Genomic DNA, 13,849 nt, shown 5'->3' on the forward strand with positions numbered 1-13,849 from the left:
TGCTTCCTGCATTTCTCTACCCTTGGTAGCAATGACTAAAACAACAACGCATCCGGCAGGAGTTTTTATGGGCACGCAAGAAGCCATCACCAATATTATTCGCCTGGTGGGCGGGCGGGATAATATTCATAACGTCTGGCACTGTATGACGCGCCTGCGCTTCTCGCTGGTGGATGACAATAAAGTAGAGCAGGCGGAGATTAAAAAAGTGCCCGGCGTGCTGGGCGCGCAGCTGCAAAGCGATCAGTTCCAGATTGTGATTGGCCCGCAGGTTAACAGCTGGTACGAACAGCTTCTCGCCGCCCTCGGCAACGCGCCGACAGCTCCGGCCGCGAAAGAGAAGGGGCGCAAAAGCCTGGTGTCGCTGTTTATGGATACGGTCTCCGGCGTCTTTGGGCCGATTGTGCCTGCCATTGCCGGGGCGGGGATGATCAAAGGGCTGCTGGCCGGGCTGATTGCCCTCAACGTCATCTCGGCGAAAAGCGATACGGTGATCGTCATCGATCTGATTGCCAGCGGCGTCTTCTACTTCCTGCCCTTTTTCCTCGCGGTCTCGGCGGCAAAAATATTCAAGACCAATGAATATCTGGCGGCAGCGGTCGCGGCCTGCCTGATGTACCCCTCGCTTATCGAGGCGGCAAAAGCGCTGGCGGCGCATCAGGAGGGGGCAGTCAGCGCCTTCTGGCTGCTTAACGCCATCCCCGTTTCCGTCTTTAACTACTCGGCAAGCGTGATCCCGGTGATCTTCTCGGTGCTGGCGCTCAGCTATATCCATCGCTGGGTGGACAGCATTATGCCGGAGGTGCTGAAGACCGTCTTTACGCCAACATTGACGCTGTTCCTCGGTGCGCTGGCAGCGCTGGTGGTGATTGGCCCCATCGGCATCTGGCTCGGCAAAGGGCTGGCGCTGTTTATTGAAGGGCTGTTCAGTATTTCGGCAAGCTTCGCCGGGCTGGTGGTGGGGGCGATTCGCCCGGTGGCGATCCTCACCGGCATGCACCACGCCATGACGCCGATTGCGCTGCAAAACTTCAGCGATCGCGGGTATGACATGCTGATGCCGATGATGTTTATGGCCAATATGGCGATTGCGGGTTCAACCTTTGCCATCTGGCGCTTGAGTAAAGATCGCCAGGAGAAGAGCGTCAGCTTGTCGGCAGCCATTTCAGCGCTGCTCGGCATTACCGAACCGGCGCTGTTTGGTGTCTTAACGCGCTACAAAAAAGCCTTTATTGCCGCGACCGTTGCCAGCTCGCTGGCCTCGGCCTTTATCGCCTTCTTCGGCGTGCGGCTCTACGGCTATATTTTGTCGAGCATCTTCAGCCTGCCAGCCTACATTGGCCCCTACTTTATCTTTGCGCTCTCCGGTGTGGCGATTGCGCTGGTGCTCTCCTTTGCACTCACCACGCTGCTGCTGGCGAAAGAGGCGAAACAGTAGCTTAACGTCGGTGCGCCAGGCGGCGCACCAGCCTCTCTCCTGCCATCTGCACGCCCTGCACCAGCACCACCAGAATCACCACCGTCCCGACCATCACCTGGTCGTTAAAGCGTTGATAACCATAGCGGATGGCAAGATCGCCCAGCCCGCCGCCGCCAATGACTCCCGCCATCGACGAGAAACCAATCAGCATCACCACCGTCAGCGTAATGCTCGCCAGCAGCGAGGGGAGCGCTTCGGGCAGCAGCGCTTTGCCAATCACATGCCACAGGTTGCCGCCCATCGAGAGGATCGCTTCAATACGACCATATTCAACCTCATCAAGGGCGTTTTCCGTTAAGCGCGCAAAGAAGGGAAAGGCACCGATGGTGATCGGCACAATCGCCGCCGTGCTGCCCAGCGTGGTGCCGATCAACAGGCGGGTGAAGGGGATTAGCGCAATCAACAGCACAATAAAGGGCAGGGAGCGGCCGACATTGACGATGCTGCCGAGTACGGCATTCAGCGTCGGCATCGGTGCCAGGCCATTGCGGCGCGAGATAAATAACAGCACGCCAAGCGGCAGGCCAATCAGCACGGTAAAGAGCGCCGCCAGCCCGACCATATAGAACGTCTCCAGCGTGCCGTTCACCAGCAGCGGCCAGAGTTCGTCCCAGCTCATGCCACCACGCATAATGGCCTCCCGTTAAAACCATGGCGGGCGAGAAACGCCTGCTCGCTTTGCGGATCGTGTAACAGCGACTGGCGCAGTTTTGATCGCGGCGTCATCAGCAGATCGGCGATTTTGCCATGCTCAATCAGCTCGCCATCCTCCAGCAGCGCCGCGTGATCGCAGAGGGTTTTCACCACCTCCAGCTCATGGGTGATCAGCACAATCGTCAGGTTCAGCTTCTGGTTGATATCTGCCAGCAGCGACAGCACCGAGGCGGTAGTTTGCGGATCGAGGGCGCTGGTCGCTTCATCGCACAGCAGCACCTGAGGCCGGGTAGCCAGCGCGCGGGCGATGCCGACGCGCTGCTTCTGCCCGCCGGAAAGCTGCGAGGGGAAAGCGTGGGCTTTATCACTCAACCCCACCAGCCACAGCAGTTCCTCAATGCGTGACTGGCGCTGCGCTTTCGGCACGCCGGCAATCTCCAGCGGCACGGCGATATTTTGCGCCACCGTGCGGGCATGAAGAAGATTGAAGTGCTGGAAAATCATGCCGGTACGCAGGCGGTGCGCGCGCAGCCCGGCGTTATCAAGCCGGGTGATGTCGCAGCCGTCGACGATAATGCGGCCCGCCGTGGGCCGCTCCAGCAGATTAAGGCAGCGGATCAGCGTGCTTTTTCCCGCACCGCTGCGCCCAAGAATGCCGTAGATCGCCCCCTTCGGTACGTGCAGCGAGAGATCCTTTAATGCCGGTCGGCCTGTTCCGGCATAGATTTTACTCAGCCCTTCGATGGCAATCATGACTGCGGCGCGACCGGGATCACCGAACCGTGATAACGCTTGCGAATAAACTCGGCCACCTGCGGTGAGGTGAGATCTTTAGCCAGCGCTTTGATGCGCGGATCGTTGGCAAGCTGTGGCGTGGTGACCAGAATATTGGCGTAGGGGTTATGCTCCGCGCTCTCCAGCCCCAGCGCATCTTTTGCCGGTGTTAGCCCCGCTTCCAGTGCATAGTTGCCGTTGATCACTGCCAAATCGACATCATCCAGCGAGCGCGGGATCTGCGGGGATTCGATCTCAAGGATCTTCAGGTGTTTCGGGTTTTCAGCGATGTTTTTCGGCGTCGCCTGGGTGGTGGCCGGATCGGTAAATTTAGCGTCGAGTTTTATCAACCCCTGGCTTTGCAGCAGAAACAGCGCACGGCTGAGGTTGGTGGGGTTATTGGGCACGGCAACGGTGGCGTTATCCGGCAGCGAGGTAAAGTTTTTGTATTTGCGCGAGTAGATGCCCAGCGGCTCAATATGCACCGTTGCCGCCACGGCAAACGGCTTGCCAAGTACCTTCTCCTGATCTTTCAGGTAGGGCAGGTGCTGGAAGTAGTTGGCGTCGACGTCGCCATTTGCCAGCAGTTCGTTGGCATTCGCGCCGTTGCTCAGCTCCACCACTTGCAGATCGAGTTTCGGATCGAGGGTTTTGATGTAGTTAAGGATCTCGGCGTGCGGTACCGGGTCGGCGGCGACACGTAAGGGCGTGGCCTGGGCGGCGAAGCCCGCCAGCGAGAGAGACAGCGCGGCACCTGCCAGCGTCAATGCGACATATTTCATGGTCTTTTCCTTGTAGTTAGCGTCAGGCGATCAGCTGTTCTGTGCGGCTGCGCAGCACATCGCGGTAGTAGCGTTCCGCCACGTCCGGGTGGGATCGCAGGCGGCCTTTCAGGTAGTTCCAGCCCACATCACGCAGAAGCGGGTTGAGCGGATCGCTCTCCGGCCCGCGCGCCTCCTCTGCCAGATGAGGGGGAAGGGTGTAGAGCGGCACATTGGCTTCCAGCTGTGCGCCGAGGAAAAAGGCGATGGAGAGGCGCTCGCGATCCGCTGGCGGGGAAACCACCCGGTGCACCGTGGCGCGCAGATAGCCGTTGGTCGCCAGCTCCAGCAGTTCGCCGATATTGACCACGAAGCTGCCAGCCCGCGGCGCGGCGTCGATCCAGCGATCGGGTGCGACCTCGACCTGTAATCCTTTTTGCTCATCCTGCAACAGGAAGCTGAGGAAACCAGAATCTTTATGCGCCCCGACGCCCTGCGCGCTCTGCGTGGCGTGCTGGCCGGGATAGCGGATCAGTTTGATGTGCTCGTTAGGCTTGCTGCCATACAGCGCGTCGAACGCATCGGCGGGAAGTTGCAGCGCTTCGGCAAAGGCGCGCAGCAGGCGCAGCGCCATCGATGTCATGGCGCGCTGCCAGTCGAGCAGGGCGGGCTTCAGCGTCGGTAGGGCCTCTGGCCATAAATTTGGCCCCTGTAACCGTCGCCAGCGCGGATCGCTGTCGCTCAGTAACAGCGCCGGGCGCTCGGCGCCGATATCGAACTGTTCACGCCAGTCCGGTTGGCCGCGGGTGATCTCCGATGCGGCGCGGTTGTAGCCGCGAAAGTGGGGAGAGTGGATCATCGCTACCTGCTCTTTTTGCACCTCGGTGAGGGCGAAAAAGCGGCGCGCTTCCCGCTGCACGGCATTCTGTAAAGCGTCGTCGACGCCGTGGTTAATCAGGTAGAAAAAGCCGATGTCGCGCGCGGCGTGGCGCAGGTCGGCGAGGAAGGCATCGCGTTCAGCGCTGCTGGTGTAACGGGCGAGATCGAGAACCGGTAAGGTGGCTGCGTTCACTGTTTTCTCCGCAAATAGTCGATAAAGAGGGATGTGTCAGGTTCGGGATTGGGCGGCAACAACAACGCATGATCTTCTCCTGTTAGCGGGTTTAACTCAGCTTGCCTCAGGCGAGAAAATTGAACCAATAACCTTCTTTTCTAATTTATGACCGCGCAGGATCATGTGCTTTTGCGAAAAACGCATAACGCGCGCTGCTTGAAATGGCGACACATCTCCGATAGACTTTTGTTATGTTATAACAAAACAGATGAGTGAATTATGCGACCTGATATCCATCCCCATTACCGTACCGTGGTGTTTCACGACACCAGCGCCAACGAATACTTCAAAGTGGGTTCGACCATCCGAACGGATCGGGAAATTGAACTGGATGGGGTGAAATATCCCTATATCACCATTGAGGTCTCGTCTGCGTCGCACCCTTACTACACCGGTAAGCAGAAAGTGATCTCCAGTGAAGGCAGCGCGGCGCGGTTCCAGCAGCGCTATGGCCGGTTCTTTAACGATAAGAAGGCGTAAACCATGCAGGTACTCAATTCATTGCGCAGCGCAAAGCAACGCCACCCTGACTGCCAGATTGTCCGGCGCAAGGGGCGTATCTATGTGATTTGCAAATCGAACCCGCGCTTTAAAGCGGTGCAGGGTAAGAAGAAGAGACGCTAAGCGCGAAGCGATGCCAGCGCAGCGCGCTGCTTGCCGTCGGCGGTAAAGTTATCGGCGGCAAGCCAGCGTTGCAGCGCCTGGTCAACGGCGGGCCACTCGCCATCAATAATCGAAAACCAGTCCGTATCGCGGTTATGCCCTTTACGCACCATCGCCTGGCGAAAGCGCCCCTCAAACTGAAAACCTAACCGCAGTGCCGCCTGGCGCGACGGTTCATTCAGGCTGTGGCACTTCCACTCATAGCGGCGATAGCCGAGCGTGCTAAAGGCATAACGCATTAACAGCCAGTGCGCTTCCGTCGACGCAGGCGTGCGGCTGAGCAGCGGCGAAAAATGCACGTGCCCTACCTCCATCACCCCATTCTCGCTATCAATACGCATCAGCGCCAGGCTGCCGACCGGTTTACCGGTGCGCAGATCGATCACCGCAAAATGGATGGGATCGCGCAGCGCACAGTTGCTCTCAACCCAGTGACGATACTCCGCTTCGTTTTGTTCCGGCTCGCGGGTGAGCCAGGTCCAGCTTCGGTTATCCGGCGCCTGCTGGTGCGCCTGAAACAGTTCGGCAGCATGATCGATGCTGAGCGGTTCGAGTCGGCAGAAATGGCCTTCAAAAGTGAGACGTTGCGGAAAGGGGCGGGGCTGCCAGTCGGGCAGGGCCTCGCCGACAGGTTGTTGATATTGATTCAGCTGAGTCATCGTTTCTCCTTGAGAAGGCGGGTGGCGGTCGGTTTTTATCAGACCACAAATCGCAAAGGAGAGATATTCCTGAAAAGAGGGAGGAGCGTGCCGCGCTGTTACGCGCGGCAGCATGCCGGCTTAACCGGCAGAGCGCTGAGCCACAGGCGCGGTGGGTTGCGCAGAGGCCGGGCGGGTGAGGGTATAAACGTCGTAAAACGACAGATCGCCCTTACGCGTAATCATCTTTTCCAGCTGTGCTTTCTCTTCAGCGCTGACTTTCGGCGACTGCATAATCGCGTCGATCAGGCTTTGCGGCACAAAGCGGGTGTTATACCACTCGCCGTTGTAGCAGACGCGGAAGTCGAGCACGTCGATATCCTCAAAGCGATAACGCGGGTAAACATCAAAGAAGAAGAAACCGTTCAGGACGATGAAAAGCACCACCAGCAGCCAGACGGAGCCGATAAGGGTGTCGGACAGCAGCATCACCGCCAGGGTCGCAAAGAATGCCAGATACATGCCGATAAACAGACCCGGATGGTTGCGAATAAAACTGATGCTGAAGCGCGGTCGGTTGTCCCGTTTCTCGCGCTGGTTGATCTCTTCAATCGTTTCGGTGAGCAGCCGCTGTATTTCTGTCATCTTGGGCCTTTATTGATACTGATTTGCAGGTGGACACGCTATTTTAAGTTGCCGTCCAGTGTGAAAAAAGTAACAGTTTTGCCACAAAAAAAGATAACAGTTACTAAACGGTTGCTTCGGTCAGATGTTTGATAATACGAGCCGGGTTGCCGCCGACGACCACATTGGCAGGCACATCTTTCACCACCACCGCGCCGGAGGCAATCACTGCATTATCGCCGATGGTAACGCCTGGATTAATCACCGCGCGTCCGCCAATCCACACATTGTGACCAATCGTGACCGGCTTACCATATTCCACGCCGCTGTTTCGCTCGACAGGATCAAGCGGGTGCGTCGCCGTATATATATGAACGCCCGGAGCCAGCATACAGTTATCGCCAATATGAATCGGGCAGACATCGAGCATTACGCAATCGAAATTAGCGTAAAAGCTTTCGCCAAGGAAAATATTGTAACCGTAGTCGCAGCGGAAAGTGGGCTCGATATACGCCCCTTCGCTCTGCCCGAGCAGATCGGCAAGAATCGCTTTACGTTCTGCTTTTTCATCCGGGCTGGAGTGGTTGTAACGGTGCAGCAGCTGCCGTGCGCGCAGCCGATCGGCGCGCAGAGTGTCGTCGCCCGCCCGGTAGGGAAGACCGGCGATCATTTTCTGTTTTTCATCATTCATTTTTTAGAGTGTACCTGGTACGGAGGTTGAACGATTGACTGTGGCAGAAATAACATCTCTTAACATTGAGAAGAATTAGCGAACAAATTTCCACACCGACGAGGGGATTTTGTCATAAAGCTTATTCATAGTCAGTTCAGCCAGACGATGATCGGCCGCTGAATAAAACACCGTAAGCTCATCATCGGTCAGTTCGTATTTATTTTTTTCAATAACGCGTTCAAGCGTATCAATTGATTGGCAGCGCCTTAAACGCATCAAATAATCAATTTTTGTTAATGGTTTTTCGGACATATCTTTACCTTAGTGTTGAAAAATTAACAAGAGTGACTTACTGGATTAGCCTTGCTTACATTGACGAAACTGCGAAACAGCTTGCTGCCTGTTTTACGCCATTTCTGTAAGTCGTGTGTATTAATACCGTAACTGCTAAACAACATAAACGTGTCATCAAGGTATTCGTCGATCAATTCAATCAGCTTATTATCTTTGTCGTGCTTAATTTTATAATTCAGCGCGAAGGTTGCAATATGCTCAATCAGCTCATTTAACTGCAGGTTGATGGCTGATGTGGGATCGTTAACCCATCCATGATGGCTCTCTTCCAGATTGGCGAGGCACTCCTGGTGCAACGATTCGCAGAGAAATTTAAGCTGCGCAATATCATGCCTTTTCGGCGAGTATTCGTCCATAACGCATCCCCTTCTGAGTGGTAATTTTTTTACTAACCAAAGGCTGATTCAGGATGGGAACTTCTGCTCTGACCAGAGACATATGCTGATTTATGTTCGTTGATATAACTATAAGCCACTATGAATAGGATTTCATTGAGCTATCACGAAAAATTACAAATAATATCTCTTCCTGCGGGAAAAGCGGCGCGGCACAGCGAAAAGTAGCGATGCGAATCGTCTCATACGGCTAAGTAAGTCAGCGGACTGCCTTACATTTCATTAAGTTAGCATGAGTACGATTATTCCGCTTATAAGAATATTTTTCTGCCAGGATTTTTCTGACTTAAAGTAATATTAAGAGAAATTAAGATTATTACTGGAAAATATAGCACATTCGCAAATACACAGTGATTATATGCCTTAATGCCAACGCATAAATTAATCAGTTAAACAATAACGTATTTAATGATCCGATGAGTTGGAAGGCACAACAGTGTAAAAAAGAAAAAGGCCGCTATGAGCGGCCTTTTCTTATATCAGCAAAGAGGATCAGTGCTGTTCAACCTTGTGGCTGTGTTCAACATCTTCACTGCGGCGGCTGAAGCGGCGGCGAACCACCACAAAGAATACCGGAACAAAGAAGATGGCCAGCACGGTCGCGGTGATCATCCCGCCCATTACGCCAGTACCGACGGCGTTCTGCGCGCCGGAGCCCGCACCAGAACTGATAACCAGCGGCAGTACCCCAAGGATAAACGCCAGCGAGGTCATCAGAATCGGACGCAGACGCATACGGACTGCCTCAAGCGTCGCTTCAATCAGCCCTTTGCCCTCTTTATCCATCAGATCTTTGGCGAATTCGACGATAAGTATCGCGTTCTTCGCCGACAAGCCAATGGTTGTCAGCAGGCCCACCTGGAAGTAAACGTCGTTGCCAAGACCGCGGAACGTCGCCGCGAGCAGGGCACCGATAACGCCAAGCGGAACCACCAGCATCACCGAGAACGGAATCGACCAGCTCTCATAGAGCGCCGCCAGACAGAGGAAGACGACGATAAGCGAAATGGCGTACAGCGCCGGTGCCTGGTTGCCGGAGAGGCGTTCCTGATAGGACATGCCTGTCCAGTCAAAACCGATACCGGTTGGCAATTTACTTGCCAGCTGCTCCATCAGATCCATCGCTTCACCGGTACTGCGGCCCGGTGCAGCCTGGCCCAACAGTTCCATTGACGGCAGACCGTTGTAACGCTCCAGACGCGGTGAGCCATACTCCCAGTGCGTAGTGGAGAACGCGGAGAAGGGCACCATCTGACCGTCCGTTGCGCGCACATACCAGTTGCCAATATCGTTTGGCAGCATGCGGTATTTCGCCTGCGACATAACGTAAACCTTCTTCACACGACCACGGTCGATAAAGTCGTTCACGTAGCTGCCGCCCCAGGCTGCGCCCAGCGTGGTGTTGATGTCGCTAATCGACACGCCCAGCGCCTGCGCTTTCTCCTGATCGATATCGATCTTGAACTGCGGCGTATCTTCCAGACCGTTCGGACGCACACCCACCAGCAGATCCGGATGCTGCGCAATTTCGCCAAACAGCTGGTTACGCGCCTGCGTTAACTTATCGTGACCGAGGTTAGCCTGGTCAATCAGCTGGAAGTCGAAGCCGGTTGCGGTACCCAGTTCAACAATTGCCGGCAGGTTAAAGGCGAAGACCATCGCATCTTTAATCTGCGAGAAGTGCGCGCTGGCACGACCTGCAATTGCCGGAACTTTGTTCTCCTCACCCGCACGCTCATCCCAGTTTTTCAGCGAAACGAACGCCAGACCGGTGTTCTGCCCGCGGCCCGAGAAGCCGAAGCCGTTAACGGTAAAGACCGAGTTAACGTTGGCTTTCTCATTCTCCAGGTAGTATTTCGTCACTTCGTCCAGCACCTTCTGCGTACGCTCTTGCGTCGCGCCGGCAGGCAGCTGGGCCATGGTCAGAAACACGCCCTGGTCTTCATCAGGCAGGAACGAACTCGGCAGACGGACAAACAGCACCGCCATGCCCGCAACGATAACAATATAGAGCAGCAGATAACGACCGGTGCTACGCAGGATATTGCCCACGCTGTCGGTGTAGTGGTGCGTGCTCTTATCGAACATGCGGTTAAACCAGCCGAAGAAGCCTTTTTTATGCTCGCCGTGATCGCCTTTGGCGACCGGTTTCAGCATGGTGGCACAGAGTGCCGGCGTCAGGATCAGCGCTACAATCACCGACAGCACCATCGCGGAAACAATGGTAATGGAGAACTGACGATAGATTGCGCCGGTAGAGCCGCCGAAGAAGGCCATCGGAATAAATACCGCCGACAGCACCAGCGCAATACCGACCAGCGCGCCCTGAATCTGATCCATCGAACGCCGGGTTGCCTCTTTTGGCGGCAGACCCTCTTCCATCATCACACGTTCGACGTTCTCCACCACCACGATGGCATCATCCACCAACAGGCCTATCGCCAGCACCATACCGAACATGGTGAGGGTGTTTATCGAGTAGCCGAAGGCGTTAAGAATGGCGAAGGTACCCAGCAGCACCACCGGCACCGCAATGGTCGGGATCAGCGTCGCGCGGAAGTTCTGCAGGAACAGATACATGACCAGGAAGACCAGTACGATCGCTTCAACCAGCGTTTTAACCACTTCGTTAATGGAGATCTTAACGAACGGGGTGGTGTCGTACGGGTAAACCACTTTCAGGCCGTGCGGGAAGAAAGGTTCGAGACCGGCAATGGTCGCGCGTACCGCTTCTGCGGTATCCAGTGCGTTAGCACCGGTCGCCAGTTTGATACCCAGACCCGCCGCCGGTTGGCCGTTGTAGCGTGCGACAACGTCGTAGCTTTCGCCGCCCAGTTCAATCTTCGCCACGTCGCGAAGGCGAACCTGCGAACCATCGCTGTTCACTTTCAGCAGAATTTTGCCAAACTCGTCGGTCGAGGTGAGACGGGTCTGCGCGATGATCGAGGCGTTCAGCTGCTGCCCTTTCACCGGCGGCGTACCGCCCAACTGCCCGGCCGCGACCTGGGCGTTCTGCGCTTTAATAGCCGTGATCACGTCGACTGGCGTCAGCTGGAAGTTATTGAGCTTGTTCGGGTCCATCCAGATACGCATCGCATACTGCGCGCCGAACAGCTGAACGTCACCCACGCCTTTGGTACGGCTGACCGGATCTTTAATGGTCGCGCCCACATAGTCGGCAATATCTTCCTGCTTCATTGAGCCGTCGGTACTGATCATACCGAGCACCATCAGGAAGCTACTGGAGGATTTCTCAACGCTCACGCCCTGTTGCTGCACTTCCTGCGGCAGAAGCGGCATCGCCAGCTGCAGTTTGTTCTGCACCTGAACCTGCGCGATATCCGCATCAGTACCGGAATCAAAGGTGATGGTGATCTGGACCGTACCAGAGGAGTCACTGGTGGAGGACATATAAAGGAGGTTATCGATACCGTTCATGTTCTGTTCGATAACCTGCGTTACGGTGTCCTGCACCGTTTTCGCATCAGCACCCGGGTAAGAAGCGGTGATCTGAACCGCAGGTGGCGCAATCGTTGGATACTGCGCCACCGGCAATTTGAGGATCGATAGCGCCCCCGCCAGCATGATGATAATCGCGATAACCCACGCAAATATGGGGCGATCGATAAAAAACTTAGCCATGTCTTAACGGCTCCTGTTTAAGTTAAGACTTCGGTTGCTCTGACTGGCCGTTGGCCTGGGCTTGCTCTTTCTTGTCAGATGTCACTTCCTGGGCCTTGACCTGCACGCCAGGTTTGACTTTTTGTAACCCTTCGATGATCACGCGATCGCCGCTTTTCAGGCCATCGGTAACCAGCCACTTGTCGCCAATGGCCTGGGTCGCGGTGATATTGCGGATTTCAACTTTGTCGCCTTCACCTACCACCATCGCCGTTGCGTCACCGCGCGGCGTACGGGTCACACCCTGTTGCGGAACCAGCAGGGCGTTCGGGTTAACCCCTTCTTCCAGCTTGGCGCGCACGAACATACCCGGCAGCAGCGTGTGGTCCGGGTTAGGGAACACGGCGCGCAGGGTGATTGAACCGGTGGTCTGATCGACGGTTACGCCAGAGAACTCAAGGGTACCGGACTGGTCATATTTCATGCCGTCGTTGGTCACCAGCTCCACTTTCGCTTTGCCGTTATCCTGCTTCAGCGAACCGTTAGCCATCTCCTGCTTGAGGCGCAGGAAATCGTTGCTGGACTGGGTGACATCGACGTAGATCGGATCAAGCTGCTGCACGGTGGTCAGCGCAGTGGTCTGCCCGCTCTGCACCAGCGCACCTTCGGTAACGGTAGAGGTACCGGTGCGGCCGCTAATTGGGGAGGTGACTTTGGTGTAAGCCAGGTTGATGCGCGCGTTCTCGACCGCAGCTTTTGCGGCGATAACCGTGGCGTTTGCCTGCTGCGCGTCTGCCTGCGCCGTATCATAATCCTGTTGGCTGATGTATTTGGTGCCCAACAGTTTCTTATAACGGTTCAGGGTCATCTGCGCGATATTCGCCGCTGCCTGCGCTTTGGCTAAATCGCCTTTTGCACTGTCGTAGGCGGCCTGATAGGTCGCTGGATCAATCTGATAGAGCGAGACACCCGCTTCGACGTCACTGCCTTCGGTAAAGTTGCGCTTCAAAATAATGCCGCTAACCTGCGGACGGACTTCAGCAATGCGATATGCAGTGGTGCGACCCGGCAGCTCGGTGGTGATCTGCAGAGGTGCCGCTTTCACCGTTACCACGCCGACTTCCGGCGCCTGGCCGGCTCCCTGCTGCTGCTGCGCAGGTTTATCGTCACATCCTGTAAGCGCTAAGCTGCCCGAAAGCATCAGAACGACCGCCAGAGGCGTTAGCCCTCTGTTTATGTTCATAAGTAAACCTCGAGTGTCCGATTTCAAATTGATCAATGGATCAAAGGCCCAAAAACCCATTGCTGCGTTTATATTATGGTCGTGCTATGGTACAAACATTCACAAATGTATGTAAATCTGACTCCTGTAAATTCACCGACATATGGCACGAAAAACCAAACAACAGGCGCTTGAGACGCGACAACACATTCTTGATGTCGCCATGCGGCTGTTTTCCCGGCAGGGCGTTTCATCAACTTCGCTGGCTGAAATTGCGCAGGCGGCAGGAGTAACTCGCGGCGCGATTTACTGGCATTTCAAAAACAAGTCAGATTTGTTTAGTGAAATTTGGGAACTGTCGGAGTCCAGTATTGGAGATCTTGAAACTGAGTATCGGGCAAAATTCCCTGGTGATCCACTCTCAGTATTAAGAGAAATATTGGTTTATATCCTTGAAGCCACCGTTGTCGAAGAGCGGCGTCGGCTGATGATGGAAATTATCTTCCATAAATGCGAGTTTGTCGGCGAAATGGCGGTAGTGCAGGAGGCGCAGCGCGATTTATGTCTGGAAAGTTACGATCGCATTGAAAATACACTCACTGAATGTATTCAGGCGAAATTATTGCCCGCTAATCTTTTAACCCGCCGTGTCGCGGTGCTGATGCGCGCCTATGTCTCCGGAATTATGGAAAACTGGCTCTTTGCGCCGCAATCTTTCGATCTGAAAAAAGAGGCGCGCGCTTACGTCGCCATCCTGCTGGAGATGTGCCAGTTCTGCCCGACGCTGCGCGACGACACGCCGGCTCTCAAGGCATAAGCAGGCCGCCAGGATTTCTCCTGGAGGCCGCTCACTCTTCTAGGTAGTTGTCTGCACGC

The 13,849-nt window shown here is 55.4% G+C and carries 15 protein-coding genes; 4 read left to right on the top strand and 11 right to left on the bottom strand.

The annotated features are described in order from the left end of the window. Nucleotides 1-67: 67 nt before the first annotated feature. Nucleotides 68-1,438, top strand: coding sequence for a PTS transporter subunit EIIC (locus IAE50_RS19815; RefSeq protein WP_094419543.1), 1,371 nt, complete (start codon nucleotides 68-70; stop codon nucleotides 1,436-1,438). 1 nt (nucleotide 1,439) lies between these two features. On the opposite strand, the gene IAE50_RS19820 is transcribed toward IAE50_RS19815, so the two are convergent. Genes IAE50_RS19820 through IAE50_RS19835 form a run of 4 tightly spaced genes read right to left on the bottom strand, consistent with a single transcriptional unit; the run spans nucleotide 1,440 to nucleotide 4,741 of the window. Beyond that, nucleotides 1,440-2,099, bottom strand: a complete 660-nt coding sequence (locus IAE50_RS19820; RefSeq protein ID WP_200581042.1) for a methionine ABC transporter permease — start codon at nucleotides 2,097-2,099, stop codon at nucleotides 1,440-1,442. Beyond that, the gene (locus tag IAE50_RS19825) at nucleotides 2,096-2,887 is read right to left on the bottom strand and encodes a methionine ABC transporter ATP-binding protein (protein WP_200581032.1); all 792 of its coding nucleotides are present in this window, start codon (nucleotides 2,885-2,887) and stop codon (nucleotides 2,096-2,098) included. Before IAE50_RS19825 ends, IAE50_RS19820 begins: the two co-directional genes overlap by 4 nt. Beyond that, a complete protein-coding gene (locus IAE50_RS19830; protein WP_200581033.1) occupies nucleotides 2,884-3,690 on the bottom strand; it encodes a MetQ/NlpA family ABC transporter substrate-binding protein in 807 nt (268 codons plus the stop codon). The genes IAE50_RS19825 and IAE50_RS19830 overlap by 4 nt, the downstream gene beginning before the upstream one ends. Nucleotides 3,691-3,712: 22 nt before the next feature. After that, the gene (locus IAE50_RS19835) at nucleotides 3,713-4,741 is read right to left on the bottom strand and encodes an isopenicillin N synthase family oxygenase (RefSeq protein ID WP_200581034.1); all 1,029 of its coding nucleotides are present in this window, start codon (nucleotides 4,739-4,741) and stop codon (nucleotides 3,713-3,715) included. A 261-nt stretch (nucleotides 4,742-5,002) separates the two neighbouring features. Here IAE50_RS19835 and IAE50_RS19840 point away from each other — a divergent pair, with 261 nt between their 5' ends. Next, nucleotides 5,003-5,263, top strand: coding sequence for a type B 50S ribosomal protein L31 (locus tag IAE50_RS19840; RefSeq protein ID WP_124969359.1), 261 nt, complete (start codon nucleotides 5,003-5,005; stop codon nucleotides 5,261-5,263). A 3-nt stretch (nucleotides 5,264-5,266) separates the two neighbouring features. Beyond that, nucleotides 5,267-5,407 carry a type B 50S ribosomal protein L36 gene (ykgO, locus tag IAE50_RS19845; protein WP_023478279.1) on the top strand — a complete coding sequence of 47 codons (141 nt, stop codon included), beginning with the start codon at nucleotides 5,267-5,269 and terminating at the stop codon, nucleotides 5,405-5,407. On the opposite strand, the gene IAE50_RS19850 is transcribed toward ykgO, so the two are convergent. The 7 genes from IAE50_RS19850 to acrA all read right to left on the bottom strand — a co-directional run bounded on the left by IAE50_RS19850 (nucleotide 5,404) and on the right by acrA (nucleotide 12,994). Then, nucleotides 5,404-6,105: a GNAT family N-acetyltransferase gene (locus IAE50_RS19850; RefSeq protein ID WP_200581035.1), complete on the bottom strand. Its 702-nt coding sequence runs from the start codon at nucleotides 6,103-6,105 to the stop codon at nucleotides 5,404-5,406. The two genes, ykgO and IAE50_RS19850, sit on opposite strands and share 4 nt — an antisense overlap. Before the next feature lie 120 nt (nucleotides 6,106-6,225). Then, nucleotides 6,226-6,729, bottom strand: coding sequence for a YlaC family protein (locus tag IAE50_RS19855; RefSeq protein ID WP_200581036.1), 504 nt, complete (start codon nucleotides 6,727-6,729; stop codon nucleotides 6,226-6,228). 103 nt (nucleotides 6,730-6,832) lie between these two features. Continuing rightward, nucleotides 6,833-7,399, bottom strand: a complete 567-nt coding sequence (gene maa, locus IAE50_RS19860; RefSeq protein ID WP_200581037.1) for a maltose O-acetyltransferase — start codon at nucleotides 7,397-7,399, stop codon at nucleotides 6,833-6,835. Between the two features lie 75 nt (nucleotides 7,400-7,474). After that, nucleotides 7,475-7,693, bottom strand: coding sequence for an HHA domain-containing protein (locus IAE50_RS19865; RefSeq protein ID WP_023478287.1), 219 nt, complete (start codon nucleotides 7,691-7,693; stop codon nucleotides 7,475-7,477). 23 nt (nucleotides 7,694-7,716) lie between these two features. Next, complete coding sequence (gene tomB, locus IAE50_RS19870; RefSeq protein WP_042714473.1) at nucleotides 7,717-8,091, bottom strand: Hha toxicity modulator TomB; 375 nt, start codon at nucleotides 8,089-8,091, stop codon at nucleotides 7,717-7,719. Nucleotides 8,092-8,622: 531 nt separating this feature from the next. Continuing rightward, nucleotides 8,623-11,772 (bottom strand): multidrug efflux RND transporter permease subunit AcrB, encoded by a 3,150-nt coding sequence (gene acrB / locus IAE50_RS19875; protein WP_094419552.1) that lies wholly within the window; start codon nucleotides 11,770-11,772, stop codon nucleotides 8,623-8,625. Between the two features lie 22 nt (nucleotides 11,773-11,794). Continuing rightward, a complete protein-coding gene (gene acrA, locus IAE50_RS19880; RefSeq protein ID WP_042714476.1) occupies nucleotides 11,795-12,994 on the bottom strand; it encodes a multidrug efflux RND transporter periplasmic adaptor subunit AcrA in 1,200 nt (399 codons plus the stop codon). A 142-nt stretch (nucleotides 12,995-13,136) separates the two neighbouring features. Between acrA and acrR the strand changes: the two genes are divergently transcribed. Next, nucleotides 13,137-13,790: a multidrug efflux transporter transcriptional repressor AcrR gene (gene acrR, locus IAE50_RS19885; protein ID WP_023478285.1), complete on the top strand. Its 654-nt coding sequence runs from the start codon at nucleotides 13,137-13,139 to the stop codon at nucleotides 13,788-13,790. Nucleotides 13,791-13,849 lie beyond the last annotated feature (59 nt).

Source organism: Kosakonia sp. S42, assembly GCF_016624785.1.
GTDB lineage: Bacteria > Pseudomonadota > Gammaproteobacteria > Enterobacterales > Enterobacteriaceae > Kosakonia > Kosakonia cowanii.